The sequence below is a fragment of the Natronolimnobius sp. AArcel1 genome (assembly GCF_011043775.1).
Lineage (GTDB): Archaea > Halobacteriota > Halobacteria > Halobacteriales > Natrialbaceae > Natronolimnobius.
This window is the reverse complement of record NZ_JAAKXY010000001.1, coordinates 478,046-501,406: the sequence shown is the minus strand read 5'-3', so window position 1 is coordinate 501,406 and position 23,361 is coordinate 478,046. Positions and strand designations below refer to the sequence as shown.

The following is a 23,361-nucleotide window of genomic DNA, read 5'->3' as shown; positions in this document are numbered from 1 at the left end:
GTATGCGGGCGTCTCGTACGTTGCTGGTTTAGACGAGTGCCTCGAGCAGCGAGCACTTCCGACAACGTTCGCGTGTCGTCGTCGAGCCACAGTCGACGCAGTCCTGTAAGTCTGCGCCGCCGTCGTCGCTGAATTTGGTGGCAACCATTCCGGCCAGCTCTTCGTATCCAGACAGGATCGAGTGACGGGTGCCGGGGTGGTTCTCCTCGAGGCCGTACAGGAGTTGCTGAATTTCGCCCCGGTAGGCTTCGCTGGCGTGGGGACATTCGGTGATGTGAGCGGGCAGATCGTTCAGATGTGCATACAGCGCGACCTCTTTTTCGGGCACATCCCGGAGTGGCTTCGCGCGTGGGACGAACTCGTCTTGGTCCTCGCGCTCCGAAAGCGGCCCAAGACTCGCGTCGAAGTGTTTGGCAATTTGCTCAACATCGCCCTCGAGGAAGTTCATCAGGGCAGTCTGGGCTTCGTCGTCGAGATTGTGGCCCGTCAAGAGGAGGTCGGCCTCGAGTTCGTCGGCGTAGCGCTCGAGGACGTCCCGGCGGAACACGCCACAGTAGGCACAGGCAGCCATGTTTTCGGGGTCGTCCTCGACGACATCGTCCATCTGGACGCCGAATTCGTCCTCGTAGCTGACGAGTTCGTGGTGTATCTCGAGGTCGTCGGTGAGTTCGACGCAGGCGTCGACTGACTTGTCGCGGTAGCCCTCGATCCCTTCGTGGATCGTGAGGCCGACGAGTTCGATGCGGGGGTCCTCGGCGAACGTCTCATACAAAATTTGGGTGAGGACGACGCTGTCTTTCCCACCGGAGAGGCCGATAACCCACGTCTCTGGGTCCTCGGGTGTCGCGTCCTGTGGGACGAGATCGTCTCGTCTGACACGGCGTCGGACGCGTTTTTCGACCGACTCGCGGAAGTGATCCGCACAGAGGTGTGCTCCGGAGTAAGCGGCGTGCATCACCGCGTCCTCGCCACACCGATTGCAATCCATCGCGCTCACGTAGCCAGTGAACGCGTATGTCGGTTTCGTCTCCCGGCGCTTTTCCGCTCGACTGGGTTCTCGAGACCGGTCTCAAAATCAAACTGACAGACTTAGGCCGGAACGGTCTCCTCTTCGTCTTCGTCCGTGGCTCCGCTGCGGTCATCCGTTTCGACGACCGCAGCGCCGTCCTCGAGTGTTGCAAGCAGCGTCTCGAGGTAGTGGTCTCGAGCACGCGAGGAGAACAGTTCGTGGCCGCCGGAGTAGACGACGATGTGTTCTGCGGGGACGCGCTCGCCGATGGGGCGAAGGCTGACGACGGGGTCGCGAAGCGAGCAGAAGATCACGGCGTCGTGGTCGATTGCGAGCAGTTCCTCCTGGGCGTGGCGAATCTCGCGGATGAACGCGGGCGAGAGCCATCGCGGCATTGTCGCGAGTTGGTGATCCGTCGCTTTTTGGCCGAGTGCGTCGCGATCCATGCCGCGAACGGGGATACACGGGAACGTCGTTGGCACCTTCGAGACGCCCTCGAGCAGGAGGTCGGGATAGCGCTCGCTGAAGCCCCACCAGGGACTCAGGTAGACGTGGTTGTCCGCACCATCCAAGGCTTGGGCGACTAACGCGCCCGCGCTGTGGGCGAGCAGCTGGTACTCCTCGTCGAACTCGATGACGTACTCAGCGATGGGCTCGAGCCAGTCCGCTTTGAAGTCCTCGATGTTGGTGGGGAGTTCGAACGCATGGACACGGTAGCCGGCGTCGGTCAGCTTCCCGATGAGCCAACTGACGTTCTCGTGGGTCCAGCGGTTACCCCAGCCCATGACGAAGACGAGTTCCTCGTCACCGTCCTCGTTGAAGATGCGGTGTCTCATACAGGTCCATTCGATGTGAATCACCAAAAACCTGCTCTCTTGACAGGACCGGTCAGTGTCGACCGCCTACAAACGCGACACTGTGCAGTCGGCGTTTCCCAACGGCTTTCCCGGTTGCTGGTCGACTCGAATCATGTTCGAGTCGCTTCGCTCGCGCCTTTATCGGATCGGGTTCAATCTCTTTCCAGCCTATCGGGGCACAGGAGGTCGAGTGACGTACATTGCGCCGGACTGGCAGACAATTCGGATCAGACTCCCGCACTCGTGGCGGACGCGAAACTACGTGGGGACGACCTTCGGCGGAAGCCTGTACGGCGCGGTCGACCCATTCTACATGATGATGCTCCTGAAGAACCTCGGCGACGAGTACGTCGTCTGGGACAAAGAAGCCGAAATTCGATTCAAGAAACCGGGCCGTGACACGCTCTATGCGACGTTTACGATGCCAGATGCGGAACTCGAAGCGATCAAGGCAGCCCTCGAGAACGCAGATGGCGATGCAATCGACCGCCACTACACCGTTGACCTCGTCGACAGCGAGGGAACGGTTCACGCGACCGTTCGAAAGACGGTTTACATCACGACCAACCAGGAAAAGGCGGCCTGACTCTGCGAGACGAGAAACCGTTTTGCGCCTCGAGCACCCACTCTCGACAATGACTGAACGCGGCGTTGACCGTCTCGAGGCAGTCGACCGACTCGAGGACGTTGTCGACACGGTTGCAAACGACCGGATGCCGGTGCCCGTTCGCGAAGTATGGGCTTTCGGCGACGTTGCACTGGGACTTGACCCCGTTGACCGCCTCGATATCTACGTGACCAAGGATATCGTAGTGCGCGACGACAGTTCGCCCGCAGACGAAGCGACTGGGTCGAGTGCAGGCGACGGCGAGACGGACCCTGACGCCCAATTTCGCGACTCACACGGCATCGCGGGCGTTGGAAAATCCGTCCGCGCTGACTGGGCTGACGCCCACCCCGACTATTTACGAGCTAACGCAAACGGGCATGCAGCGCCGGAAAAGTGCCTTGCAGCCCACCTGCTCGGTGATGACGACGAGCCGATCCATCTCGAGGTCTGTAACGCCTCCTTCGAGGATAACGTCACCCAGCGCCTGCGCGGCGCGAAACTGCGAGAGGACTACACGCAACTGCTCGATCCGCGCGGCGTCTGTCTCTGGGCCGATGGCGTCCGCAGTGACGAGGCCTTTCGCAAACTGCGCGAAAGCGAACTCGCCTTACCGACGCTCTCGAGTGCGCTCGAGATGCTCGGGATGGACGACGACGACGCGACCGAAGCGGCACAGGAACTACATGCCTGGCGCGAACAACAGGATGGCGTGACGGTGCGTGGCGACGTGGTCTGAGCGGAGCGCCTCGTTGTCTACGTGTCGAACACGACATCGGTAATCTCGAAGCGTGCACCGCCCTGCGTGCTCTCGGTGGCGGTGATCGACCAGTCGTGTGCCGTGGCGATCTCTCGGACAATGTTCAGTCCGAATCCGGTCCCGTCAGCGTCACTCGAGTAGCCAAAGTCGAAGACCTGTTCGCGCTCTGATTCTGGGATGCCCGGCCCGTCGTCTGTGACGGCGAACCCGTTCGGACAGTCCTCGACGGTGACCGTGATGTCGGGGCCTGCGTGTTCGATTGCATTTCGGACGAGATTCTCGAGGAGTTGCTGGAGACGGCTGTCATCAGCTAGTACGACGCGGTCAGTGTCGAGTTCCAGCCGCGCATCGGCAGTCTCGACACCGCGCCAACTTCGGTCGACGACGGCTGCCAGTTCCACTGGACAGGGATCAGTCACCGACTCACCTTCTCGTGCGAGCGTCAGGAGCGTCTCGATGAGCGTGTCAATTCGACTGTGTGCGGCCGCAATTTCCTCGAAGTGGTCGTGGCCGTGTTCGGCTTGCTCCTGTCCCAACTCGAGATGCCCGGAGGCGACGTTCAGCGGATTTCGAAGGTCGTGAGAGACGATACTGGCGAACGCCTCGAGTCGCTCGTTTTTCCGCTCTAAGGCTCGTTCGCGGGCCTTTCGAGCCGTAATATCGCGAACGACGCCGACCTGTGCGAGTTCCGTTTGGGAGGCTTCGACGAAGCTAAATCGCAACTCGACTGGAACGGTGGGTCCGTCCGTCGTCGAGAACTCGAACTCGGCGATGCCGACATCTTGTTCGCCTGTCTCGAGTGCCTCTCGCTCGGAGTCGATCGTCTCCAAGGCAGCAGGCTTCCCCCATTTGTAGATGTTTGTGCCAATGAGTTCGTCGCGGTCGATCTGTTTCAGTGAGGCGTAGGCGTCGTTGACGTAAACAATGGTATCGTCAGCATCGATCGCGTAGACGGCATCATTCAGCGAATCGAGAATCAGCATGTAGCGCTCGCGTCGTCGTTCGAGAGCGCGTCGTTCATCGACTGGCCTCGAGACGAGAACGTAGCCGCCGGTATCCGGGTCCAAGTGAGGGGGTGTCTGCGTTTCGAACCAGACCCACGAGCCATCGGCGTGGCGAATCCGATAGTCGATGGGTTCTTCGAGTGTTGCCTGTTCAGGGCGCTCGAGAAGGGCCTCGAGTGCGGGCCGGTCAGTCGGGTGAATCGACTCGAGTAGCGATGTCTCGATAAGATCGTCCTGTGTGTAGCCACAGTGGCGATTGACCGCCGCGTTCTGGTACAAAATAGTGCCGCCGGTCTCGACGACGGTGAACAGTTCCGAACTCCGGTCGAGTAGTGATTCGAAATCGGGCATCGGTGTCGGGCCAGTCCGTCAAGGCGTGACTGCAAGCGGACGCGTCATGCGTCGGCTACAGGTGACTGTGACCCTATCGTTGCCCCGGTTAGTTTGGTGTTTCGGTCGAATTGGTGTTTCCAGTGACATGTCTCAACTGATGTCGCGTCGCCTGAACCACAGTTGGCTCACGACGACCAGAAGGACCGTCATCACCACCAATACGGCCGCACTGGTGAGATCGTACGTACTCTCGAGTAAGATTTCGTTCGGATCGAAGTACCGCATGGGTGCGATTGCGCCGAGTGCCTCGTAATCCGTCTCATTGACTAACGACTCGAGCATGAACAGGCCGAAGACGACGCCAAGGGCGACTCGTTGGGCGATGCTTGTTCGACTGACAGCCACCGATGCGACCAGCCCGATTCCAGCGCAGGCAAAAAGATAGGGAATCGAGAGTGCATGGATCGCGATCAGATCGACGATATCGAGCGATTCGTCGACCAGGAACGCCGAGACGTAGACGACGACTGGCGTCAGGACGTTGACGACGACGATTGGCACCGCGAGCGATCCAAATTTCTCGGCGACGACGCGGGCTCGAGTGACCGGCATCGAGAGCAGGATATCCATCCGTTCGTGTTCGATATCGGATGCTATCGTACCAGCAGCGAGGTAGGCGAGATAGAGACCAAGCAAGATGACCCAGCCGAAGATGTAGAGTTCAAACGCGAGAAAGCCCTCGAGTGTAGCCATGGTTTGGACGTCGAACAGCTGTATTACTTGCTCTGGATAGGCGTCCATGAACTGCTCGTCGATATCGTCGAACGACTCGCTGAAGGAGGGGTAGATCCAGATGACGGCTGCAGCCAGAATAGACATCGCCATCGCGAGATAGATGCTCCCTTTCAGCCGGTTGCTGCCGTCGTAGCGGGCGAGTTCAAGCATCGTTGCTCACCTCTGAATCTTCGGCATCTGCAGCATCTGTCGCGTCCGCTTGTGGCCTGTCCATCGTGTCCGCTGCGTCCGCCGAGTCCACCGCATCAGCCGATTCCGAGTCACCGCCGTAAAACCGCATGAACACATCCTCGAGCGGCGCTTCTTCAATCGAGAGATCGAGCAAGTGAGATGGTTCAACCCGCGCAAGTAGCGCGTTGACATCGCCGGTGAAGGTGAACGTACACTCCGTTACTGTCGTGTCGTCTGCCGATGACTCATCAGCTAGTGTTGCCTGACTCACCTCGAGATCGTGAACGCCCTCGAGATCGAACGTCGACGCCGACAGCGAGTCCGTTGCGCGGATTCTGACGACCTTGCCGCTGCGGTCAAGCAACGACGCGACGGGTTCGACGGTGACGAGTCGGCCGTTACGGATGATGCCAACACGATCACAGAGCCGTCGGACCTCGCTCAATACGTGCGAAGAGAAGAAGACCGTCACGCCGCGGTCGCGTTCGGCCCGCAGAAACTCGGCAAATCGCTGTTGCATCAGCGGGTCGAGCCCGCTCGTCGGCTCGTCCAGAATAACGAGGTCTGGGTCGTGCATGAACGTCGTGACGAGTCCGAGTTTGCGGACGTTTCCGTGTGAATAGTCTCGAACCTCGCGCTCGAGTGGTGGATCGAACAACTCGAGTAACTCCTCGCTTCGTTCGTCGCCTTTGATCGACGCATGCAGATCAAGGACTTCCCGCCCGGTCGCCGTCTCGTCGAACGCCGGATTGTCGGGCAAGTAGCCGAGCCGTCGTTTCGCCTCGAGCAGTGCGGATTCGTCGGTGATGTCGTGGCCGAGTAGCTGGCCCGTGCCTGCCGTCGGCGAGATGAACCCAAGCAGCGTCCGGATTGTCGTTGTCTTCCCCGCGCCGTTCGGCCCGAGATAGCCAAAAATCTCGCCGCATTCGACCTCGAACGAGACGTCGTCGTTGGCCAGTACCTCGCCGTAGTCCTTCGTCAGCCCCTCGAGTTCGATGACGGCCATAGACACCACTACTCGGGCAGCCCTCATGTAAGTAAGTCGTAATTCCCACGGCGTGTGTACGTGTACTCAGAGACCGGCAACTGGCCTCGGCTGTAGCGTAGTGACTGGAAAGTGTTTTGCCAGTTCCGTTGGGACCGTCTGTATGGTTTCGCTGTCTTCGATTATCGATGGGCTTCGGTCGCCACGGACCGCCTTGCTCCTCAACGTTGCGCTTGTGATGGCTGGTTCAGTCCTCGCACTTGTCGGCTACTTCGACCTCGTGACTGGCCTCATCGTCGTGACGGCAGGGCTGCTCGGCATGGGTATCTCGTTGATCGGACGCCAATCCGACGAGTAGGGCCTACCGGCCGGCGGATTCGACGCGCCCGACTGTGACGAAAAACGGAACGCGCTCGATTCGGTGATACGACTCTGTGCCCATCTGCTCAATGACGTCTCGCCCCATCTCGCGCCACTCGCCACGCAGATCGTCGTACTCGCGTGCCGTGAGTGCCCCCTTGAGCATCGTCTCTCGGTCATCAGCCAACCCCGAACCCGTCGCTTTTCGCCGTGCTGCAGTTAACGCTGCCTCGCCGTAGGGCGGTTCGACCGTCCTGACGTGGTCGTACCGGCGCGTCTCGAGCACCTCGAGTCCGGCTTTTTCGAACGCCTCACGGGCATCCGCGCCGAGTGAAACGTCAGTGTCGACGCCGTCCAAATAGGCGCGTCGAGCACGCTGCTCGAGGGAGTTCTCGGCGGCGACGCTCGAGTCGATTTCGACGGCCCCGTTGTCGGGTTCGACGGCGGCGACGAGGTCCGATGAAACGCGAGCAAATTCGGTGACTGCGGCGGCGGGATCTGGTAGATTGATCAACAGTGCCTGACAGACGACCAGATCAAACGCGTCATCAGCAAATGGCAACTCGAGGGCGTTCCCCGCCACGACGGGAACGTGCTCGCGAGCGAACTCGAGCAACGTGGGATCGACGTCACAGCCGATCACCTCGCAGTCGGACGGACACTCGTCAGCGAGCACGTGACTCAACTCGCCCGTGCCACAGCCGACATCGAGAATCCGCTCACGGGACTCGAGTGTAAGCGGCGACAGCGCTGTGCGGGTATCATCCCACATCCCCTGGCGGGTTCGCTCGAGGTAGGCTTCGGAGAACTCGCGCACAGGCGGGATTTGCCCGACTCGAGTAAAAACGGGTCGGTTTTGTGTCTCGTCTCCTGGATCAGTCACTCGCACAACAGGATATTTACCGCCGTACTCCGATGATCCAGCCATGAACCGGCGTCACCTCCTCGCAACAGCCGGTGTCGTCGCCCTCAGTCCGCTCGTCGCGAGCGATGACGCGAGTCTGCCGTCCGAACCGACAGCAGTGGATTCCGTGGAATCGTGTGGTCCTGCCGCGCTCTCCGTCTCGGATCGGCTTACGTCCGACCACGGCGACCCGCCGTGGCACTACGTTGACAGTGGTCTCACGCCGTCGGTCGCCATCCAGAACGAACGAGCCGAGTCACTCACTGTCAGCGTCGACATCGACCAGTCGGACGCGCTCACGGAGACGTACACGCTCGAGTCGGGCGAACGGATCGTCGAACGATCAGTACTCGAGATTGACTGGTCGGTCACTGCTACCGTCCAGATCGAGGGCGAGACCACACAGCGGGTCGCGTGGCCACATCAGTCGGGATATCGCCACGGCATTGCGATCACGCCAGACGGACTCGAAGTCGGGTGGATTCCACCACTCGACGGGCCCGGTGATACCCAACACGACTGTTATGCAGGTGACGACGCGCCGATTACCCTTCGCTCGAGAGGCACTGCTCGAACGATGACCGTCACCGTCGTCGACCGCTGTACCGACACCGGGACGACCGACACCGTCACTGTCGCTGCAGACGGAATGGAACGACTCGTTGGAGTGCTCGAGAACGGCGGCCTATACGACGTGACCATCGACGCCGAGGACGGGCCGACAGAGACCTACGAATTTGACGAGACTTGCTGGGGGCTCGAGGCTGGTATCGACGAGGACGGCGACCTACACGTCGACCGGATGATGATCGATTAATTGTGCAGTGCTCAAGCACCGACTTACGCTCGACCTGCGAGAAGATCGCGGGCCACAGCGCCGAGCAGTACCACTCCAATGACGATCATCGAACCCTGTGCGACAGCGGCGACGCTCGAGTCAACACTGCCACCAGTCACCAGTGCGATCACGTCCGGGACGCCGCGGGCGGAGCCGAGCACGCCAAGCAATGCCAGAACGCCAATGGCGTAGCCTGCGATCTGTTCGCGATCAGTCTGGCGACCAACGAGTCCCAGCGCGGCAATGACGACGCCGAAAATCGCTGGGATAAGCGCCGTGACGCTCGCGAAATCGGACAGCACGTAGGCCGCGATTCCAATGACGACGAGGACAGCTCCGAGTACGATTCCGAGTCCGGGCGTCGTTTTTGCAGTGGTCATAGGACGCAGTACTGTTCGATTGGCCTATACGTTTGCGGTACTGCTGGCAGAGCGGTGCGGGAGATGGGCTCGGCGACTACGGACCGTCAGCGCGTAATCGCTCGAGCGTCTCGACGATCAGTTCACGAAAGCGCGCCGCTCGCTCAGGCAACGTCGATGTATCGACGGTCTGCTGGAGGTACAGCGATTCGACGTACGACACGAGATTCAGGAGTCGGTAGGCGTCTCGCCGCTGTTCAAATCCGCTTTGAAGCGGCCTGATGGACTCATAGCCCTCGCGAAACGCGATACGGGCCGAGCTATCGATATCGGAAGCCGCATTGAAAAGCGGCATGGCGACACGCCAGTAGTCGTACTCACCGGGCGCGACGAGTGCGTGCTCGAAATCGATGACCGCCGTTGCTTCGTTGGCTGTCGTCGCGACGTGCTCAGGGTGGACGTTTCCGTGGCAGAAGACTGGGCCGCCAGCACCGTCGAAAACGTCCGTCTGACCCGCAAAAAATTCGTCCACAACTGTGACAATATCCGCGTGGCCGACCCGCTCAAGGTACGGACGGTGATACTCGAGTCGGTCTCGAGCAGCGGCAAGCCAATCGCTGTGGCCCGTCAGTTCGAGGTTTCCCTCATCGACGTAGAACTGCCCGTAGTTGTCGAACTCGTTTTGAGTCTCCGTGTGCAGCGTTGCGAGCGTTCGACCGGCCGCTCGAGCCCAGAGTTCATCAGTCGTCTGTGCTCGCTCGAGTGACTCGTCCCATTGTGAGATGTAATATTGGGGGCCAATCTCGAGAATTTCGGGAGCAGGGACCGTTGTTTCGGACGCAACGAACGCGTGGACGCGGCCTTCGATGGCCGCGTGTCCGCGCGGGTGGGCATCAGCTTTCAGGACTGCTCGTCGGCCGTCGACTTGGACTTCGTAGACGCGGTACGGTGGGACGTCGTGTAGTTCGCGGATAACGGTGAGGTCGTCGGAGTCCGATACGAGTGACTGTGATCGTTTCGAGGTCTCGTCTGGATACATGGTCAATCCCGTTTACGGACGGGGTCCGGCCGTGTTGGGATACAGTCCCGCAGCTACGGCCGAATAATAGGCAGTTCCTCAAACACTTCTGTCGGAAATAAATCTATTGCTCATGCGCAGCTCTGTCGGTGACAACCCACAATTTTCAGTCTTCGACCCCCGAACCGCGCTCACTCCGAATCGCGCAGCTCACGGGTCACATCGTTTCCCGTTCGCGCTCTCGAGGGGTTCGCTCTGCTCACCCCTCGCAGTCCCTCCCTGTTCGAAATTCCGTGACTCTCATTCGCTTCGCTCACTCCGAGTCACGTAACTCGCGGCTTGCGCCGCTCGTTTTCTCGAGATTCTCGTTCGTTTCACTCATTCACGGCTCGCGATGCTCGCCGTTCATGGTTCCGCGGTTCTCGGCCTTTGCCTCCGAACCGCGTTCACTCCGAATCTCGCAGCTCACGGGTCACGTCGTTCCCCGTTCGCGCTCTCGAGACGCTTACGCGTCTCGCAGCTCGCGATTCTCGCTCGTTTCACTCACTCCGAATCGCGCAACTCTCTCACCTTCTCAATATTCCACGCAAACCCTTTCCCGTCCTCCGTCGGCGTCTCGAGTGCAAACGGAAGATCCCGAAGCTCAGGATGGTTCACAATCGCCTTCATGCCGTCTTCGCCAATGTACCCCTCGCCGATAAGCGCGTGTTCGTCTTTGTGGGTGCCCACGTCGTGTTTCGAGTCGTTCAGGTGGATGTACTCGAGGTGCTCGAGGCCAACCTCGTCGTCGAACCGCTGGACGGTTTCGTCGACGGCTTCTGGAGTTGTCAGATCGTTGCCCGCGACGAGCGTGTGGGCGGTGTCGATGCAGATGCCGATATCGGTCTCGGTGCGCTCGATGATGCCCGCGAGATGCGAGAACTCACCGCCGAGTTTCGTCCCGCTGCCAGCGTCCGATTCGATGAGAATCTGGACATCGTCTGGGACCTCGAGGTCGTCGATGACGTCCGCAGCGTTGTCGAGGCCGCCCTCGACGCCTGCACCGGTGTGGGCTCCGAGGTGGACATTGACGTACGGAACGCCGAGCTTTTCGGCGGCGTCGAGTTCCGCCTGCATGCTCTCCATCGATTTGCGCCGGAGGTCCTCTTTGGGCGTACAGAGGTTCACGAGGTACGAGGAGTGGATCACCCACGGCCCCTCGAGCAACTCGTCAGTTTCGTCCTGAAAGCCGTCGGCTGCCTCGTCGCTGATTTCAGGCTGGGCCCAGACCTGCGGGGAGGTGGTGAAGATCTGTCCACAGTTGCCGCCGAAGGCGAGCTGGCGGTGGACTGCGTTGCGAACGTCGTCGTACGGAGGCGTTTCGTCGTCGGAGGAGACGCGCGAGCCGGAGATTGAAACGTGTGCGCCGACCTGCATGGTCATGAATCCCCGTCAGTACCGGTTCGTGATAGGTATGTCGGACCCGTCTAACTATCGCCGGACGACTCGGCGGTCAACGACCGCAGGGCCTCGAGTCGAACCTCGAGCGAGGGATGTGTTGACCTGAGCCCGCCCCCACTCTCACTCCCTCCCACATCACCGTCCTGACCCAGCGTCGGCACGACGTTGATCGCGTTCGTCGAGCGCGTATGACGGAGGTCTCTCGAGGGTCGCCGTCGCCGTTGTGCAAGACGCTCGAGGGCGGACGCGAGCGCGCCGGGTTCAATAGTCGCTTCAGCAGCCGCGCGATCTGCGGCGAGTTCGCGCCCGCGGGAGAAGACGCCAAGTCCGACGAGTCCAACGGACGTAAGCGCCCAGCCAAGCGGGTCGAGCCGCCACGGCTCATCGTCATCGTTGTCGGAGAGGAACTCGGCCGCAAATAACGGGACGAGCAACCACGACGTCAGCTGGAGGTCGTCGTTCGCCAGATGAGCACACTCGTGAGCCACCACGGCCTCGAGTTCGTCGCTCGAGAGCGTCTGCACGAGCCCCTTCGAGACGACGATCACGGGCGAGCTACGGCGACGGACCGCAATGACCGGATCTGTCGGGCGGGCGGTCGTGTACGCCATCGGCGTTGCATCCGGGCGGACCCGAATCTCTGGCGTTGTACTGTCGAACTGCGCCGCCAGTCGCGTCGTCGCGGCCTCGAGCGCTCGTATCGCCTCAGAGTCAATTTCCGACGTAGGAACTGTTCGCTCGAGGAGTTCCACGCGTTCCAGTCGGATGGCGTGGGAGATGACGACGGCAAAACAGGGCAGAACCGGAATCGCGGCGATGACGAGTGTCCACAAAAAGCTGGTCTCTGTGAACTCGAGCGGGCCGAGTTGCATCACGACGAAGAGGACAAGTGCTGCGGCGAAGACGGTGATGATGTACGCACTCGCGAGCAACGTGAGGCCGGTGATACCGGCTGCGAGGAGAGCTCGGACGCCGATCCCAATCGGGCCGGTCAGTCGCATACCGTGCTGTTTCGCTGTTAAACAAAAAGCGGTCCGTTTTCGACACCTGTGGGCACAACGTGGCTTTCCGACAGCTACTGCTCGCTCGCCTCGAGCGTCTCCCGATTTCGGATCCACGCATCCGAGCCGTACTTCCGGTCGGCGAGGTCGCGGGCTGCCTCGAGTTCCTCGGCTCGCCACGCTTCTGCGTCGGCGTCACACCAGTCACCAAGGGCGTCGCCGAGTGTTTCGACTGCCGTCTCGCGGTCGAGTTCACCCACTTGCTCGCGGATGCTCGTCACGCGGTCCGTAAACGTCGCATCCTCGATCTCTGTTGCGAACGTACCGACGTGGCGGGTGGGCTCGAGGTCGAAACTCAGCGAGCCGTGCTGGATGACGACGTCGCGTTGGCGGTACTGGGCGTTGCCGCTGATCTTCTTCGGGTGGGCTGCGTCCGAAGCACCTGCCGGTGCGACGATATCGTGGGCCGGATGAATATCCCGCAGATAGCAGGACGGCTGGTAGATCGCGTCCTGCTCGCTCGCCGCGAAGTCAGCGTCGACGCCCAGTCGGTCGAACGCCTCGAGAATTGGCTCACAGAACAGGTCGTAGCAGTCCATCAGGTCGCCCGGCACCTCGTCTGCGGGCGCGACAATCGTATACGAAATGTCCGCACACCGGTCGTGATAGATGCCACCGCCGCCGGTTTGTCTTCGCGTCACCCCGATTCCCTCGCGCTCGCAGAAGTCCCAGTCGACCGTCTCGGCGTCCTGTCGGTAGCCAAGCGAGAGCGTACTCGGTTCCCACGAGAACGTTCGGACGGTCCGAACGCCGTCTTCGAGGGCCGTTTCAGCGGCGACCTCCTCGAGTGCCATCTGGGTCGCGCCGTCGCGGGGATCGTCGCGGATGAGTCGCCAGTCGCGGTCTGCAAGGGAGTCGCTGGCTGCGTCGGTCATACTCGTGGTGTCGCCGGGGACCGAGTTAGTGGTTGCGTCGAAGCGTAGTGATCCGTTCCGAATTACTTGCTCAATGATTGCACTGTCTCGACGAACTCCTCCGAAGCTGTGGTCCAGGCCTCGATAATCGCGTCGTCATTCGCGCTATCCCACGACTCGAGTCCCTCACGGTCCTCGAGTGCCTCGATTGTTCGCCGAATGCCATCTTCAAAGTCGATGGTGTACTCGAAGCCGAGATCGCGTTTCGCCTTCGTATTGTCGAAGACCGTACTGTACTGAAAGTGCGCCTCGAGCATGTCGGTGCGTTCGGGGGCGGCTTTGCGGAGCTGTTCGGTTGGGATGTGAACGAACTCGGGTTCGGGCGCGTCCATCGCGGCCGCGACGCGGCGATAGTACTGATTCCAGGTGATGGTCTCCTCGCTCGTGGCGTGATAGGCCTCGCCGTAGGCGGTTTCGTTGCCAACGGCACCGACGAACGCGCTCGCAACGTCGTCGCGGTGGCACGGCCCCCACAGCGAGGAGCCGTCGCCGTGGACGATGATCGGCTTCCCCTCCCGAATCCGGTCGAGGTAGTAGGTGTCGCTGCCGAAGGTGTGAAAGACCGCACCGCCCTCGCCGTAGGTGCTCCACGGGCGGATAATCGTCACCGCAAACGCGCCCGCGGAGTCGGTCCCGTGGACTGATTCGGCCCCGTCGTGGGCCTCGAGAAAGACATCCTCTGCGGCGGCTTTGTTCGCGCTGTACTCGCTGACTGGCTCAGCGTCGACATCTGACTCCCGCGGGGCATCCTCGGTTGCCGGGTTGGCCTCGAGCGGGCGGTGATACACGTCGACCGTCGAGCAGAAGATGTACTGCTGTATCTCGCCGCCGAAGACATCGACCGCCTCGCGTGCCTGCTCGGGCGTGAAACAGACCATGTCGATGACGCAGTCGGGGTCGACCTCGCTGGCGACTCGCTCGAGGGCTGTGCGGTCGTTTCGGTCGCCGGTGACGAACTCGACGCTGTCGGGGACCTCGGCGTCGGTTTCGCCGCGAGTGAGACAGACGACCTCGTGGCCGGCGTCGACCAGTTGGCGGGTGATGCCGGTGCTGATGACGCCGGTGCCGCCGATGAGTAAGACGCGCATGGCTGTCGGTTACACTGAACAGACATAAACCCGGGTACCCCACCCCGTTCGTTCCGCCTCCCGAACGCTTTTGGACCGGTCCGCGCGAGTGCACCTATGACACCGTTCGATTGTGGCGTTCAGAGCGTCGTCTTCGGCGACGACTCGCTCGAGTCCGTCCTCGGTTCACTCGAGACAGCCGATACCGACCTCGAAACGCTCGAACTCTGGAGTACGCACCTGCCGCCGACCGACGACCCGGACGAGCGACTCGAGGTCCAACACCTGCTCGAGGAAGCGGCCGTCGACATCTGTGGCTACGGCGTTGTCGACCTCGAAACTCCCGAGGACGCCCGCGAGTATATCGCGTTCGCAGACTGGCTCGACGCCGACTACGTCACGGTCAACTATCCGCCAGATCGGGACGAGATTACCGAGGAACTGCTCGCCCTCGCCGAGACGTTCGAGATCGACGTTGCGATTCACAACTACTCGTCGGTCCACCACGACGATCTCTCGACGGTGTTCTCGTCCATTAACGACGTGCGCGAGGTGCTCGAGGCGTACGACCATCCGCGACTCGGCGTCTGCATCGACACCGGGCACTTCCTCGTCGAGTCGGTCGATCCGGCGGACGTGATCCCCGCTGTCGGCGACCGAATCGTCGCCACCCACCTCAAGGACACCTCGGAGGCGGAACTCGAGGACGTACCCGGATCGGGAGTGCTCGACCTCGAGCGGATCGTCTTTCTCCTTGGCGACCACGCCGACCCGGACACGCCGCTGATTATCGAGTACGAACTTCCAGAGGACCGACGACTCGAGGCGCTCCAGGCGGGTGAGCGAAACGTTCGTGAAGCACTCGAAACTGCTGATGCCGGTTCGGACAGCCGCTAAATCGGAATCGGCGACCGCTACGTTTCTATCGCGGATCGCGTCGTGCGCTCGCTCGAGTAGCGTCGCGGTTTCGCCCAGAGGTAGATTTCGTATTGCTCTATGCAGTTTACCAATCCCATCGCTCGATCACGCTATCGAACGATAACGGGGCAGAGAGGCGCTAGTGATGCGGTTGGCGCACCACTGATCTCAGACTCAGCGTTTGGTCTCGAGGGACGAGCCACCGTGCGCTGGCGGGCGTTCGTCACGACGTTTTTACGTACTCGCCGGCTATCGCACGCCATGGTGCGGAATGTCGCCGGGGTACTCCCGGAGCTCGAGGACGAGGACTTCTATCTCCTCTCCGGTGTCGAACAGGGGATGCGCTTCTCCGAGTGGGTCCAGCGGGAGAAACTCTCGGAGTTCGCCACCCTCACCGACGAGGAGGTCGACTATCGCCTCGAGCGATGTTTGAAACGCGGGTTGATCGAGAAGAAAACGATTCAGTACGAGGGCTACACCCTGCAGTTCGAGGGCTACGACGCGCTGGCGTTGCGGGCGCTCGTCGAGCAGGATACGATTTCGGAGTTCGGCTCGCCCCTCGGCGTCGGCAAGGAAAGCGACGTCTACGAAGTGCGCTCGTACAAGCCTCACGCACTGAAGTACCACCGTGAGGGCTATACAAACTTCCGCGAAGTCCACAAGGAACGCGATTACACCTCCGACCGCGACCACGTCTCCTGGCTGTACACCGCGCGCAAGGCCGCCGAGCGCGAGTATGATATCCTCGAGTCGCTGTACCCTGACGTGTCGGTTCCCCAGCCAATCGGCCAGAATCGCCACGCCATCGTTATGGAGCGAATGGACGGGGTTGAACTCTCACAGACGAAACTCGAAGACGAGCAGGTAATCGGCGTCCTCGATCTCCTCGTGTCGGAAATCGCGTGCGCGTACGATCACGGCTACGTCCACGCGGACATGAGTGAGTACAACGTCTTCGTCGACGAGGGTGGGGTGACAATTTTTGACTGGCCCCAGGCGATTCCAACGGATCACGAGAACGCAACGGAGTTTCTGCGCCGCGATCTGACCAATGCAATCGGCTACTTCCGCCGGAAGTACCCTCAGCACATCCCGGACGACCTCGAGGCCGAGCCAGTTGCGGCCGCCATTGAGCGGGGGTCGTTCGAGTCGGTGATGGCGGTTCTCGACTAACGCGCCGACGTTGTCGGTTGCAGTCTCTGTCTCCCGTACTCCCGGTATTTCGCCGCTGAAACACGTGCTGCCAGTATCTGATACGCCATGCGTCTCGCCTGATTTCGAAGGTATACACGATATAGTGATATACAAAATAGCTTGTATTCTCGAGAACCGTTGATTCGCGACAATCCACAACTATGGCAGCGTAGATGGCTTCCAGCAGTGCTGATCGCTCGAGAAATCGGCCCGTCAGTGAATCGTAGCAATGCTCTTGAATCGTAACACCACCTAAAAGATTACAAGTGTGGGTCTGGGTGTTCGAGACGTGATATCGACTACACCGCTGTTCGTGGCTCCTGGCGGGCCCGAAGTGTTGCTGATCGTCGGGATTGCAATTCTCCTCTTTGGGGCGCAGAAAATCCCGAAACTCGCTCGCTCCATTGGCGAGTCCACCGGCGAGTTCAAGAAAGGACAGGCAAAGGTCGAACAGGAACTCGACGAACTTCGCCCGGACACCGACCTCGACACGAGCATCGACGCTGACTCCGGAACGGCGGTCGATGCGGAAACGAACTCGTAACGAACTGCGATTGCTGCGGTTTCTCGCTGTTATGTCTCGAGACGGTCGACTCGAACGGTACCGGTGAGTTCGTCGTCTGCAACGGCCACGTCGAACGCCTCGAGCGTGTCGTCGCCGACGATCCAGTCAGCGTCGACATTGGTCTCGAGTCGGTAGGCATTGCTCGTGAAGTTCGTGACCCAGGTTCGGCCGTCACGGTGAGTGATGCGAACGCCGTCAGGGAATCGCTCAGTGTACTCGACGCCTGCGCGTGCGAGCAACGGTCGGACGAGGTCATCAGCCAGATCTGCCTCAGGCCAGACACCACAGTAGACGACGCTGCCCTTTCCGACGGTGTTTCGAACAGCAGCCGTGCGGCCGTCTTCGATGCCGTCCATCTCGTAGGTGAGGAGGGGCTCGGCGTTGTCGGCCTCGAGCCACTCTGCCCAGGTGCGGAACGCGTATGTTTCGTCGCTGTCGACACGGCTGACTGTCGTTTCGATCCCCTCAGGGAGCGTATCGTGTTGGTCGACGGTTGCACCGACGAGGTCTGCGAGCGGGCCGGGCTGGAGTTTCGGGCGAAGTTTGTTGTATGCGTCTTTGACGCCAGTTCGCGGGCCGAGAAGGAGTTCGCCGCCGGCCGCAACGTAGGCCTCGAGCCGGGTCGCAACGTCGTCGGTAACGAGGTGGAGTGCAGGTGCGACGACCGCGTCGTAGACCTCGAGATCGGTACTCGGCGGGACGACATCGACCTGCACGCCGCGTGCCCGAAGCGCGCCGTGGAACGACTCGAGCAGTTGCCAGTAGTCAAAGTCGGGCGCGTGGGGTTGGTCCTCGAGCGCCCAGCAACTGTCGTAATCGAACAGGAGCGCGACGGGTGTGTCGACGTGGCCGACGCCGTCTTCGCCGCCGATATCGGCTAACTCGCTTGCGGCCTGCGTGGCGTCGTGATAGCCCCGATCCGGCGAGCCGTCCTGTTTTCGCAGGCCCGCGTGATACTGCTCTTGGCCCTCGAGACAGCGTCGCCAGCGGAAGTAGACAACTCCGTCTGCGCCGTGAGCGCTCGCGTGGTGGGCCCAGAGTCGCATCGCGCCGTCAGCTGGCTGGGTGCCCTGTGCGGGCCAGTTGATATCACCGGGTTGCTGTTCCATGACCCAGAAGGGCCGGTCGCGCGCGCTGCGATAGAGGTCGTGGTTCAGGCCAAGTTGGTCGGGGTTGCCAGCACGTAGTTCGTCGACTGTCGGCTCCTCGGGGGACATCTCCTGGACGAAGCCAGTCGGATAGGAGTCCCAGGCGACCAACTCGAGGTCCTGGCTGACGTCGAACGCGTTCAGGTCGGAAAAGTGACCCATGAAGTTGTGAGTGACGAACCAGTCAGAATTAATCTCGCGGAGCAGGTCGGCCTGAAATGCGTTGTAGTCGACGACCGAATCGCTCGAGAATCGGGCGTACTCGAGGAGGCGTGCGGGATGGTGGCCATCCGGTGTCGGACCTGGCGCGTCAATCTCGTCGAAGGAGGTGTACTGCTGGCTCCAGAAGCGATTGCCCCACGACTCGTTGAGGTCCTCGATGGAGTCGTACTTCTCGGCGAGCCACTCGCGGAAGGCTGCCTCGCAGTCGTCACAGTAGCAGCGAACGGTCTCGTGGCAGCCAAACTCGTTGTCGGTCTGCCAGCCCGCAACGGCTGGATTGTCGGCGTAGCGGCGAGCCATCTCAGTGATAATGCGGTCGGTCTCCTCGCGATAGGCATCGGAGTTGAAACAGTAGTGGCGGCGACTGCCGAACTCGAGGGTGGTGCCGTCGAACGTTTCCTGACGGATTTCGGGGTGTTCGTCGACCAGCCACTTCGGCGGGGTCGCTGTGGGCGTACACAGCACTGCCTGCATGTCGTACTCGCGGATCAACTCGACGACCTCATCGAGCCACTCGAAGTTGAACTCGCCGCGTTCGGGTTCCATGACGGCCCACGAGAATTCGGCCATGCGGACGTACTCGAGACCCGCTTCTGCCATGGCCTGAATGTCAGTTTCCCAGCGCTCGCGCGGCCAGTGTTCCGGAAAGTAACAAACACCGAGATTCATACGTGGTTGTGAATCGTTACTCACCTAAGTGTTCCTTTTTCACGTCATCCGTTAACACGGCTGTATCGTCGTCTCTCGGTTCGAAGCGCTTATACGGGAACGCTGGCTACAACCTATCAACTCGCTGGGTCGCGGGCGCCAGCGGGCACCTGTTCGGTGCGACGCCCACAGGTCGGGATGTGATCTCGAGTATCGGGATTGAACCAGGAAAGCCCGCGGTGATACATATGGCACGAAGCTTCTACTCCCACATCAAGGAGGCATGGAAGGACCCCGGCGACGGTAAGCTCGGGGAACTGCAGTGGCAGCGAAAACAGGAATGGCGCAAGGAAGGTGCAATCGAACGCATCGAGCGTCCAACGCGACTCGACAAGGCCCGTGAACTCGGCTACAAGGCCAAACAGGGCATTATCGTGACGCGCGTCTCGGTCCGTAAAGGGACCGCCCGAAAGCAGCGACACAAAGCTGGTCGCCGATCGAAGCGCCAGGGTGTCAACCGAATCGGGCGGCGCAAGAACATCCAGCGCATCGGCGAAGAGCGTGTTTCGCGCAAGTACCCCAACCTGCGCGTGCTCAACAGCTACTGGGTCGGTGAAGACGGCTCGCAGAAATGGTTTGAAGTGATCCTCGTCGATCCCGAACATCCAGCAATCGAGAACGACGACGACCTCAACTGGATCTGCGACGACACCCACACCAACCGTGCGTTCCGTGGCCTGACCAACGCTGGCAAGGCTAACCGCGGTCTCAACAACCGCGGCAAGGGTGCAGAGAAGGTCCGACCGTCCAACACGGGCGGGCAAGGTCGCGCAAAGTAACGCATTCCGACTCGATTTTCACTCACTGACTACTTCCCGACGAGTGCCAACTATGGCCGGACTTTAAGCCCGAGACACTCGTAGGAACAGGTATGACATCCCACATTCTTGTCCCAGTCGATGAGTCTGATCGCGCAACCCAGGCCCTCGAGTTCGCCTGCACCGAGTACCCTGATGCCAACATCACGGCACTTAACGTGCTCGATCCGGGCGATTTCTACGCCGCAACGGGCATCGAAGGCGGCTCGATGGCAAACTACGACCAGATCCAGAAACATCAAGAGAATCAGTCCGAAAATCTTCTCGAGCAGGCTCGCGAGCAGGCGGCTGAGTTCGGCCGTGAGATCGACACTGACTCGGTCGTCGGTAGTGTCTCGCGTTCGATTGTCGATTACGCTGACGAAACCGACATCGATCACATCGTCATCGGCAGCCACGGACGAACGGGTGCTAGCCGCATCCTGCTCGGCAGCGTCGCTGAAACAGTCGCTCGCCGCTCACCAGTGCCGGTGACGATTGTCCGCTGATCGCCTGGTTCGTCAGGCGTTCAAACCCATGTCTATAGTTTGCACAGTAGCGCACATACGAACGATTAGGTAGCAGCCGTCTCTCCGCTCACATATGGTTCCCGACACCCAGATTGCGCTCGTTTGTGTCCAGAACGCCGGTCGAAGCCAGATGGCGACCGCCTACGCCGAGCGAGAACGCACCGAGCGCGGCCTCGAGAATCAGGTCAAAATCATCTCCGGTGGCACACACCCAGCCGATTCGGTTCACGACGTCGTGATCGAGGCCATGGCCGACGAAGACATCGATCTCTCGGATCGGACACCACAGGCCGTTTCCAAGGCTGAACTCGAGAGCTGTGACTACGTCGCAACGATGGGCTGTTCGACGCTCGACCTCGAGGCTGATACTGACGTTCGAGACTGGGATCTGCCCGATCCACACGGGGAGGACCTCGAGACGGTGCACGAGATTCGTGAAACAGTTCGTGAGCACGTTGCAGACCTGTTCGACGAACTCGAAACAGAAAGCGCATAACCCGAACGCGAACAATTAGACCGTTGTGAGTGCCCCAACCGGTGCATCGGTTCGCTCACGGGCACGTTCAGTACCATCATCGCCGGCAGCGATGAGTGCGAAGACGCCAGCAACGTCGGCGTCGGCAGTGTCGATGATATCGAGGAGGAGTTCTTGCGTTTCACCCGAGCGGATAAGATCGTCGACAACCAGGACGGTTTCGCCGGGTTCGATTGCGGAGGCAGGGAGATAGTAGGTGAGTTCGATTCCCGATTGCAGGCGCTGGCGAGCTTCGATGAACTCCTCGACGGCGGTTTCCTTTTGTTTTTTCGCGTACGCACAGCGAGTCCCATAGTAACTCGCGAGGGAGGCTGCAAGGGTGATGCCGTCAGTTGCGGCGGTAAGTACAACATCCGGTCGTTCGAACTCGAACCCGTTTGCGACGACGGGTGCGACGAGGTCGAGAAACGGTTGATCGAAGACGGCCGCGCTGTTATCGACGTAGCCCTCGTTGTCGACCCGAATTCGCTCGTCGAGTTCAGCCGCGAGCGCGTCCCGTCCCAGATCTTCGACGACTTCCCGTGCGCGTTCGGTGCCGGGGAGGACGTGGCCGTTGACGTACCGGTTGAGATCGCCCGCGGGAAGGCCGGTCGTCTCGGCGAGTTCGTCGTACGTTCGCGTCTCTTTGAGCATCCGCAGCACGTCGACGGCTCGCAACTGCAAGGCTGCTTTCTCGGCTCTGTTCATACAGGTATGCATGATTCTGCAACTATGGGGATTTCGATCCGTATGTGCCTACAAAAACGCACGAACATGTGTTCGCTCACTACTGCTTATCGCCGGCCATACCGCTCAGTGACCCGTCGCATTACTCGAGCCTGGGCTTTCTGGAGCAACGTCGCGGCTGTACTCGAGGCACATCCCAGTTCATCGGCAACGTCGCGGACGCCGGCCTTTCGGGGAACGTCGAAGTAGCCAACCTCGACTGCCGCCTCGACGGCCTCGAGTTGTCGGTCGGTACAGTCGCCCACGAGTGGCGCGTGTCGGCGATCATAGTCTCCAATCGAACAGACGGTCACGTCGATCTCATCGGGAAGTCCCTCGAGCATGGCCTGTAAGTCTGCAGCTGTGCCGACAATCGTCATCTGGAAGTCGGCCTCGGTGTCGTAGACAATTGGCGGCACAACGACGAGGTTCAACGCGGCGAACGCCTCGCGCCACTGGGTGTCTTCCGTGCGAGTCTGCTGGCAGATGTACACGTAGAACGAGTCCTCGTTGATCGGCGTCAGGTCGTACCAGTGAATCGAATCGACGGCCTCGAGAGCCGCTTCGTAGGGCTCGCGGTCGGCGTCGACGTAGAACAGTTCGTACTCGAGTGCGTCGCCAGTCGCAATGGCCCAGGCTTGCAGTTCCTCGTAGCGAACGGCGGTTTCCTCGCGAATGAATTGCTGCATCGGATGGAGCATCCAGTCGGGCTGGGAGAGTCGAACAGTACAGTATTTCATCCCGTTGACTTGAGTGACATCCCGGATATATAAATCACCTAGCGTGTCCGTGAGAAGATTCCAGCAGATTGCGACTCGAGCGTCGTGTATGGTCCAGACACTGGGTGCGACCACGGAGGGAGTACGAGAGGCATGATCGATTCCATCCTAGCGGCTGTGACGGCGGATTCGCTGACGTCGGTCGTATTTGTCCTCGGCGTCGGACTGGTCACGCTGAACCTCGCGGGTATTGTTGCGAGCGCTCTCGGCGTGGCTGACTACTGGCCGCCCGGCGAGCGAGGATGGCAGTTTTACACACATTGGACGATCTCACAGCTACTCAACGTACTCTTGCCTCTCCTTGCATATCTCACCTGGAACACGCTCGGTCTCCCGCGGACACCGTCGCTTTTCGTGGGAGTGAGTCTATTCCTCGGCGGGTTTGCCGTTGCGCTCGCTGCCGGCTACGACCTCGGCGTCGAAGAGACGAAAGGTCTCTCCGGCAAGTTGCGAACCGGCGGCTGGTATCGCTACTCGAGAAATCCCCAGTACGTCGGCTACATCGTCGCGACGATTGGGTTTGCACTCCTTACGAACTCGCTGTTGGTGGCGATCATCTGTGTCATCTACTTCGTCTGGTGGCTGGCGCTCCCGTTTGCCGAGGAGCCGTGGCTGCGAAAACAGTACGGCGAGGAGTACGAGCGCTATGCGGAGCGTGTGCCGCGGTTCGTCTCCCTGCGAACGATCCGTCTACTCGTTGGCTACGAGGACACGAACGCGATGTAAGTGTGAAACGTCCGGTCGTTACGATAGTCTGCCTTCGTGTAGACACATATAT

26 protein-coding genes are annotated in these 23,361 nt (G+C 60.7%); 11 read left to right on the top strand and 15 right to left on the bottom strand.

Annotated features, from left to right (window positions below; all coding sequences use genetic code 11):
* Nucleotides 1-28 precede the first annotated feature (28 nt).
* On the bottom strand, nt 29-988 hold the full coding sequence (locus G6M89_RS02370; protein WP_165160191.1) for a TIGR00269 family protein: 960 nt from the start codon (nt 986-988) through the stop codon (nt 29-31).
* A gap of 101 nt (nt 989-1,089) precedes the next feature.
* Nucleotides 1,090-1,845, bottom strand: a complete 756-nt coding sequence (locus tag G6M89_RS02365) for an alpha/beta fold hydrolase (protein WP_165160190.1) — start codon at nt 1,843-1,845, stop codon at nt 1,090-1,092.
* Between the two features lie 133 nt (nt 1,846-1,978).
* Between G6M89_RS02365 and G6M89_RS02360 the strand changes: the two genes are divergently transcribed.
* Nucleotides 1,979-2,452 (top strand): DUF4442 domain-containing protein, encoded by a 474-nt coding sequence (locus G6M89_RS02360; RefSeq protein WP_165160189.1) that lies wholly within the window; start codon nt 1,979-1,981, stop codon nt 2,450-2,452.
* A gap of 49 nt (nt 2,453-2,501) precedes the next feature.
* A complete protein-coding gene (locus G6M89_RS02355) occupies nt 2,502-3,212 on the top strand; it encodes a hypothetical protein (protein WP_165160188.1) in 711 nt (236 codons plus the stop codon).
* A gap of 17 nt (nt 3,213-3,229) precedes the next feature.
* Here the strand turns inward: G6M89_RS02355 and G6M89_RS02350 are convergent, their stop codons facing one another.
* From G6M89_RS02350 to G6M89_RS02340, 3 genes are all read right to left on the bottom strand, one after another.
* Complete coding sequence (locus tag G6M89_RS02350; RefSeq protein WP_165160187.1) at nt 3,230-4,588, bottom strand: PAS domain S-box protein; 1,359 nt, start codon at nt 4,586-4,588, stop codon at nt 3,230-3,232.
* A 132-nt stretch (nt 4,589-4,720) separates the two neighbouring features.
* Nucleotides 4,721-5,515 (bottom strand): ABC transporter permease subunit, encoded by a 795-nt coding sequence (locus G6M89_RS02345; RefSeq protein WP_165160186.1) that lies wholly within the window; start codon nt 5,513-5,515, stop codon nt 4,721-4,723.
* Nucleotides 5,508-6,542, bottom strand: a complete 1,035-nt coding sequence (locus G6M89_RS02340; protein ID WP_165160185.1) for an ABC transporter ATP-binding protein — start codon at nt 6,540-6,542, stop codon at nt 5,508-5,510. Before G6M89_RS02340 ends, G6M89_RS02345 begins: the two co-directional genes overlap by 8 nt.
* Before the next feature lie 142 nt (nt 6,543-6,684).
* On the opposite strand from G6M89_RS02340, the gene G6M89_RS02335 reads away from it, so the two are divergent.
* Entirely contained in the window at nt 6,685-6,879 is a 195-nt protein-coding gene (locus G6M89_RS02335) for an MFS transporter (protein WP_165160184.1), read from the top strand.
* 3 nt (nt 6,880-6,882) lie between these two features.
* Here G6M89_RS02335 and G6M89_RS02330 read toward each other — a convergent pair whose 3' ends face one another.
* The gene (locus G6M89_RS02330) at nt 6,883-7,698 is read right to left on the bottom strand and encodes a class I SAM-dependent methyltransferase (RefSeq protein WP_165160183.1); all 816 of its coding nucleotides are present in this window, start codon (nt 7,696-7,698) and stop codon (nt 6,883-6,885) included.
* Nucleotides 7,699-7,807: 109 nt separating this feature from the next.
* Between G6M89_RS02330 and G6M89_RS02325 the strand changes: the two genes are divergently transcribed.
* Nucleotides 7,808-8,602, top strand: a complete 795-nt coding sequence (locus G6M89_RS02325; protein WP_165160182.1) for a hypothetical protein — start codon at nt 7,808-7,810, stop codon at nt 8,600-8,602.
* Between the two features lie 23 nt (nt 8,603-8,625).
* On the opposite strand, the gene G6M89_RS02320 is transcribed toward G6M89_RS02325, so the two are convergent.
* From G6M89_RS02320 to G6M89_RS02295, 6 genes are all read right to left on the bottom strand, one after another.
* Nucleotides 8,626-9,003, bottom strand: coding sequence for a hypothetical protein (locus G6M89_RS02320; RefSeq protein ID WP_165160181.1), 378 nt, complete (start codon nt 9,001-9,003; stop codon nt 8,626-8,628).
* Between the two features lie 76 nt (nt 9,004-9,079).
* Nucleotides 9,080-10,021 carry an aminoglycoside phosphotransferase family protein gene (locus tag G6M89_RS02315; protein ID WP_165160180.1) on the bottom strand — a complete coding sequence of 314 codons (942 nt, stop codon included), beginning with the start codon at nt 10,019-10,021 and terminating at the stop codon, nt 9,080-9,082.
* Between the two features lie 522 nt (nt 10,022-10,543).
* On the bottom strand, nt 10,544-11,416 hold the full coding sequence (locus G6M89_RS02310; protein ID WP_165160516.1) for a deoxyribonuclease IV: 873 nt from the start codon (nt 11,414-11,416) through the stop codon (nt 10,544-10,546).
* 50 nt (nt 11,417-11,466) lie between these two features.
* A complete protein-coding gene (locus G6M89_RS02305; RefSeq protein ID WP_165160179.1) occupies nt 11,467-12,441 on the bottom strand; it encodes a M48 family metallopeptidase in 975 nt (324 codons plus the stop codon).
* A 74-nt stretch (nt 12,442-12,515) separates the two neighbouring features.
* Nucleotides 12,516-13,376: a biotin/lipoate A/B protein ligase family protein gene (locus tag G6M89_RS02300; protein WP_165160178.1), complete on the bottom strand. Its 861-nt coding sequence runs from the start codon at nt 13,374-13,376 to the stop codon at nt 12,516-12,518.
* 62 nt (nt 13,377-13,438) lie between these two features.
* Nucleotides 13,439-14,503 carry an NAD-dependent epimerase/dehydratase family protein gene (locus tag G6M89_RS02295; protein WP_165160177.1) on the bottom strand — a complete coding sequence of 355 codons (1,065 nt, stop codon included), beginning with the start codon at nt 14,501-14,503 and terminating at the stop codon, nt 13,439-13,441.
* A gap of 96 nt (nt 14,504-14,599) precedes the next feature.
* Between G6M89_RS02295 and G6M89_RS02290 the strand changes: the two genes are divergently transcribed.
* The 3 genes from G6M89_RS02290 to G6M89_RS02280 all read left to right on the top strand — a co-directional run bounded on the left by G6M89_RS02290 (nt 14,600) and on the right by G6M89_RS02280 (nt 17,138).
* Entirely contained in the window at nt 14,600-15,379 is a 780-nt protein-coding gene (locus G6M89_RS02290) for a sugar phosphate isomerase/epimerase (protein WP_165160176.1), read from the top strand.
* A gap of 282 nt (nt 15,380-15,661) precedes the next feature.
* On the top strand, nt 15,662-16,573 hold the full coding sequence (locus G6M89_RS02285; protein WP_165160175.1) for an RIO1 family regulatory kinase/ATPase: 912 nt from the start codon (nt 15,662-15,664) through the stop codon (nt 16,571-16,573).
* Nucleotides 16,574-16,883: 310 nt separating this feature from the next.
* Entirely contained in the window at nt 16,884-17,138 is a 255-nt protein-coding gene (locus G6M89_RS02280; RefSeq protein ID WP_343162614.1) for a twin-arginine translocase TatA/TatE family subunit, read from the top strand.
* A 29-nt stretch (nt 17,139-17,167) separates the two neighbouring features.
* Here the strand turns inward: G6M89_RS02280 and G6M89_RS02275 are convergent, their stop codons facing one another.
* Nucleotides 17,168-19,198 carry a beta-galactosidase gene (locus G6M89_RS02275; RefSeq protein WP_165160174.1) on the bottom strand — a complete coding sequence of 677 codons (2,031 nt, stop codon included), beginning with the start codon at nt 19,196-19,198 and terminating at the stop codon, nt 17,168-17,170.
* A gap of 227 nt (nt 19,199-19,425) precedes the next feature.
* On the opposite strand from G6M89_RS02275, the gene G6M89_RS02270 reads away from it, so the two are divergent.
* From G6M89_RS02270 to G6M89_RS02260, 3 genes are all read left to right on the top strand, one after another.
* On the top strand, nt 19,426-20,016 hold the full coding sequence (locus tag G6M89_RS02270) for a 50S ribosomal protein L15e (protein ID WP_165160173.1): 591 nt from the start codon (nt 19,426-19,428) through the stop codon (nt 20,014-20,016).
* A gap of 92 nt (nt 20,017-20,108) precedes the next feature.
* Nucleotides 20,109-20,543, top strand: a complete 435-nt coding sequence (locus G6M89_RS02265; RefSeq protein WP_165160172.1) for a universal stress protein — start codon at nt 20,109-20,111, stop codon at nt 20,541-20,543.
* Nucleotides 20,544-20,637: 94 nt separating this feature from the next.
* Nucleotides 20,638-21,060 (top strand): low molecular weight phosphatase family protein, encoded by a 423-nt coding sequence (locus G6M89_RS02260; protein WP_165160171.1) that lies wholly within the window; start codon nt 20,638-20,640, stop codon nt 21,058-21,060.
* A gap of 15 nt (nt 21,061-21,075) precedes the next feature.
* Here G6M89_RS02260 and G6M89_RS02255 read toward each other — a convergent pair whose 3' ends face one another.
* Together G6M89_RS02255 and G6M89_RS02250 are read right to left on the bottom strand one after the other, a co-directional pair.
* Nucleotides 21,076-21,786, bottom strand: coding sequence for a phosphoribosyltransferase family protein (locus G6M89_RS02255; RefSeq protein ID WP_165160170.1), 711 nt, complete (start codon nt 21,784-21,786; stop codon nt 21,076-21,078).
* A gap of 86 nt (nt 21,787-21,872) precedes the next feature.
* Complete coding sequence (locus tag G6M89_RS02250; RefSeq protein ID WP_165160169.1) at nt 21,873-22,544, bottom strand: helix-turn-helix domain-containing protein; 672 nt, start codon at nt 22,542-22,544, stop codon at nt 21,873-21,875.
* Between the two features lie 132 nt (nt 22,545-22,676).
* Between G6M89_RS02250 and G6M89_RS02245 the strand changes: the two genes are divergently transcribed.
* A complete protein-coding gene (locus tag G6M89_RS02245; RefSeq protein WP_165160168.1) occupies nt 22,677-23,309 on the top strand; it encodes an isoprenylcysteine carboxylmethyltransferase family protein in 633 nt (210 codons plus the stop codon).
* Nucleotides 23,310-23,361 lie beyond the last annotated feature (52 nt).

What these genes read in the sequence shown, in the direction of transcription:
- G6M89_RS02265 (WP_165160172.1), top strand. Translation starts at nt 20,109, where the DNA reads ATGACATCCCACATTCTTGTCCCAGTCGATGAGTCTGATCGCGCAACC.
- G6M89_RS02310 (WP_165160516.1), bottom strand. Translation starts at nt 11,416, where the DNA reads ATGCAGGTCGGCGCACACGTTTCAATCTCCGGCTCGCGCGTCTCCTCC.
- G6M89_RS02350 (WP_165160187.1), bottom strand. Translation starts at nt 4,588, where the DNA reads ATGCCCGATTTCGAATCACTACTCGACCGGAGTTCGGAACTGTTCACC.
- G6M89_RS02340 (WP_165160185.1), bottom strand. Translation starts at nt 6,542, where the DNA reads ATGGCCGTCATCGAACTCGAGGGGCTGACGAAGGACTACGGCGAGGTA.
- G6M89_RS02320 (WP_165160181.1), bottom strand. Translation starts at nt 9,003, where the DNA reads ATGACCACTGCAAAAACGACGCCCGGACTCGGAATCGTACTCGGAGCT.
- G6M89_RS02255 (WP_165160170.1), bottom strand. Translation starts at nt 21,786, where the DNA reads ATGAACAGAGCCGAGAAAGCAGCCTTGCAGTTGCGAGCCGTCGACGTG.
- G6M89_RS02370 (WP_165160191.1), bottom strand. Translation starts at nt 988, where the DNA reads ATGGATTGCAATCGGTGTGGCGAGGACGCGGTGATGCACGCCGCTTAC.
- G6M89_RS02335 (WP_165160184.1), top strand. Translation starts at nt 6,685, where the DNA reads ATGGTTTCGCTGTCTTCGATTATCGATGGGCTTCGGTCGCCACGGACC.
- G6M89_RS02315 (WP_165160180.1), bottom strand. Translation starts at nt 10,021, where the DNA reads ATGTATCCAGACGAGACCTCGAAACGATCACAGTCACTCGTATCGGAC.
- G6M89_RS02275 (WP_165160174.1), bottom strand. Translation starts at nt 19,198, where the DNA reads ATGAATCTCGGTGTTTGTTACTTTCCGGAACACTGGCCGCGCGAGCGC.
- G6M89_RS02250 (WP_165160169.1), bottom strand. Translation starts at nt 22,544, where the DNA reads ATGAAATACTGTACTGTTCGACTCTCCCAGCCCGACTGGATGCTCCAT.
- G6M89_RS02345 (WP_165160186.1), bottom strand. Translation starts at nt 5,515, where the DNA reads ATGCTTGAACTCGCCCGCTACGACGGCAGCAACCGGCTGAAAGGGAGC.
- G6M89_RS02295 (WP_165160177.1), bottom strand. Translation starts at nt 14,503, where the DNA reads ATGCGCGTCTTACTCATCGGCGGCACCGGCGTCATCAGCACCGGCATC.
- G6M89_RS02285 (WP_165160175.1), top strand. Translation starts at nt 15,662, where the DNA reads ATGGTGCGGAATGTCGCCGGGGTACTCCCGGAGCTCGAGGACGAGGAC.
- G6M89_RS02260 (WP_165160171.1), top strand. Translation starts at nt 20,638, where the DNA reads ATGGTTCCCGACACCCAGATTGCGCTCGTTTGTGTCCAGAACGCCGGT.
- G6M89_RS02305 (WP_165160179.1), bottom strand. Translation starts at nt 12,441, where the DNA reads ATGCGACTGACCGGCCCGATTGGGATCGGCGTCCGAGCTCTCCTCGCA.
- G6M89_RS02355 (WP_165160188.1), top strand. Translation starts at nt 2,502, where the DNA reads ATGACTGAACGCGGCGTTGACCGTCTCGAGGCAGTCGACCGACTCGAG.
- G6M89_RS02360 (WP_165160189.1), top strand. Translation starts at nt 1,979, where the DNA reads ATGTTCGAGTCGCTTCGCTCGCGCCTTTATCGGATCGGGTTCAATCTC.
- G6M89_RS02245 (WP_165160168.1), top strand. Translation starts at nt 22,677, where the DNA reads ATGATCGATTCCATCCTAGCGGCTGTGACGGCGGATTCGCTGACGTCG.
- G6M89_RS02270 (WP_165160173.1), top strand. Translation starts at nt 19,426, where the DNA reads ATGGCACGAAGCTTCTACTCCCACATCAAGGAGGCATGGAAGGACCCC.
- G6M89_RS02325 (WP_165160182.1), top strand. Translation starts at nt 7,808, where the DNA reads ATGAACCGGCGTCACCTCCTCGCAACAGCCGGTGTCGTCGCCCTCAGT.
- G6M89_RS02365 (WP_165160190.1), bottom strand. Translation starts at nt 1,845, where the DNA reads ATGAGACACCGCATCTTCAACGAGGACGGTGACGAGGAACTCGTCTTC.
- G6M89_RS02300 (WP_165160178.1), bottom strand. Translation starts at nt 13,376, where the DNA reads ATGACCGACGCAGCCAGCGACTCCCTTGCAGACCGCGACTGGCGACTC.
- G6M89_RS02290 (WP_165160176.1), top strand. Translation starts at nt 14,600, where the DNA reads ATGACACCGTTCGATTGTGGCGTTCAGAGCGTCGTCTTCGGCGACGAC.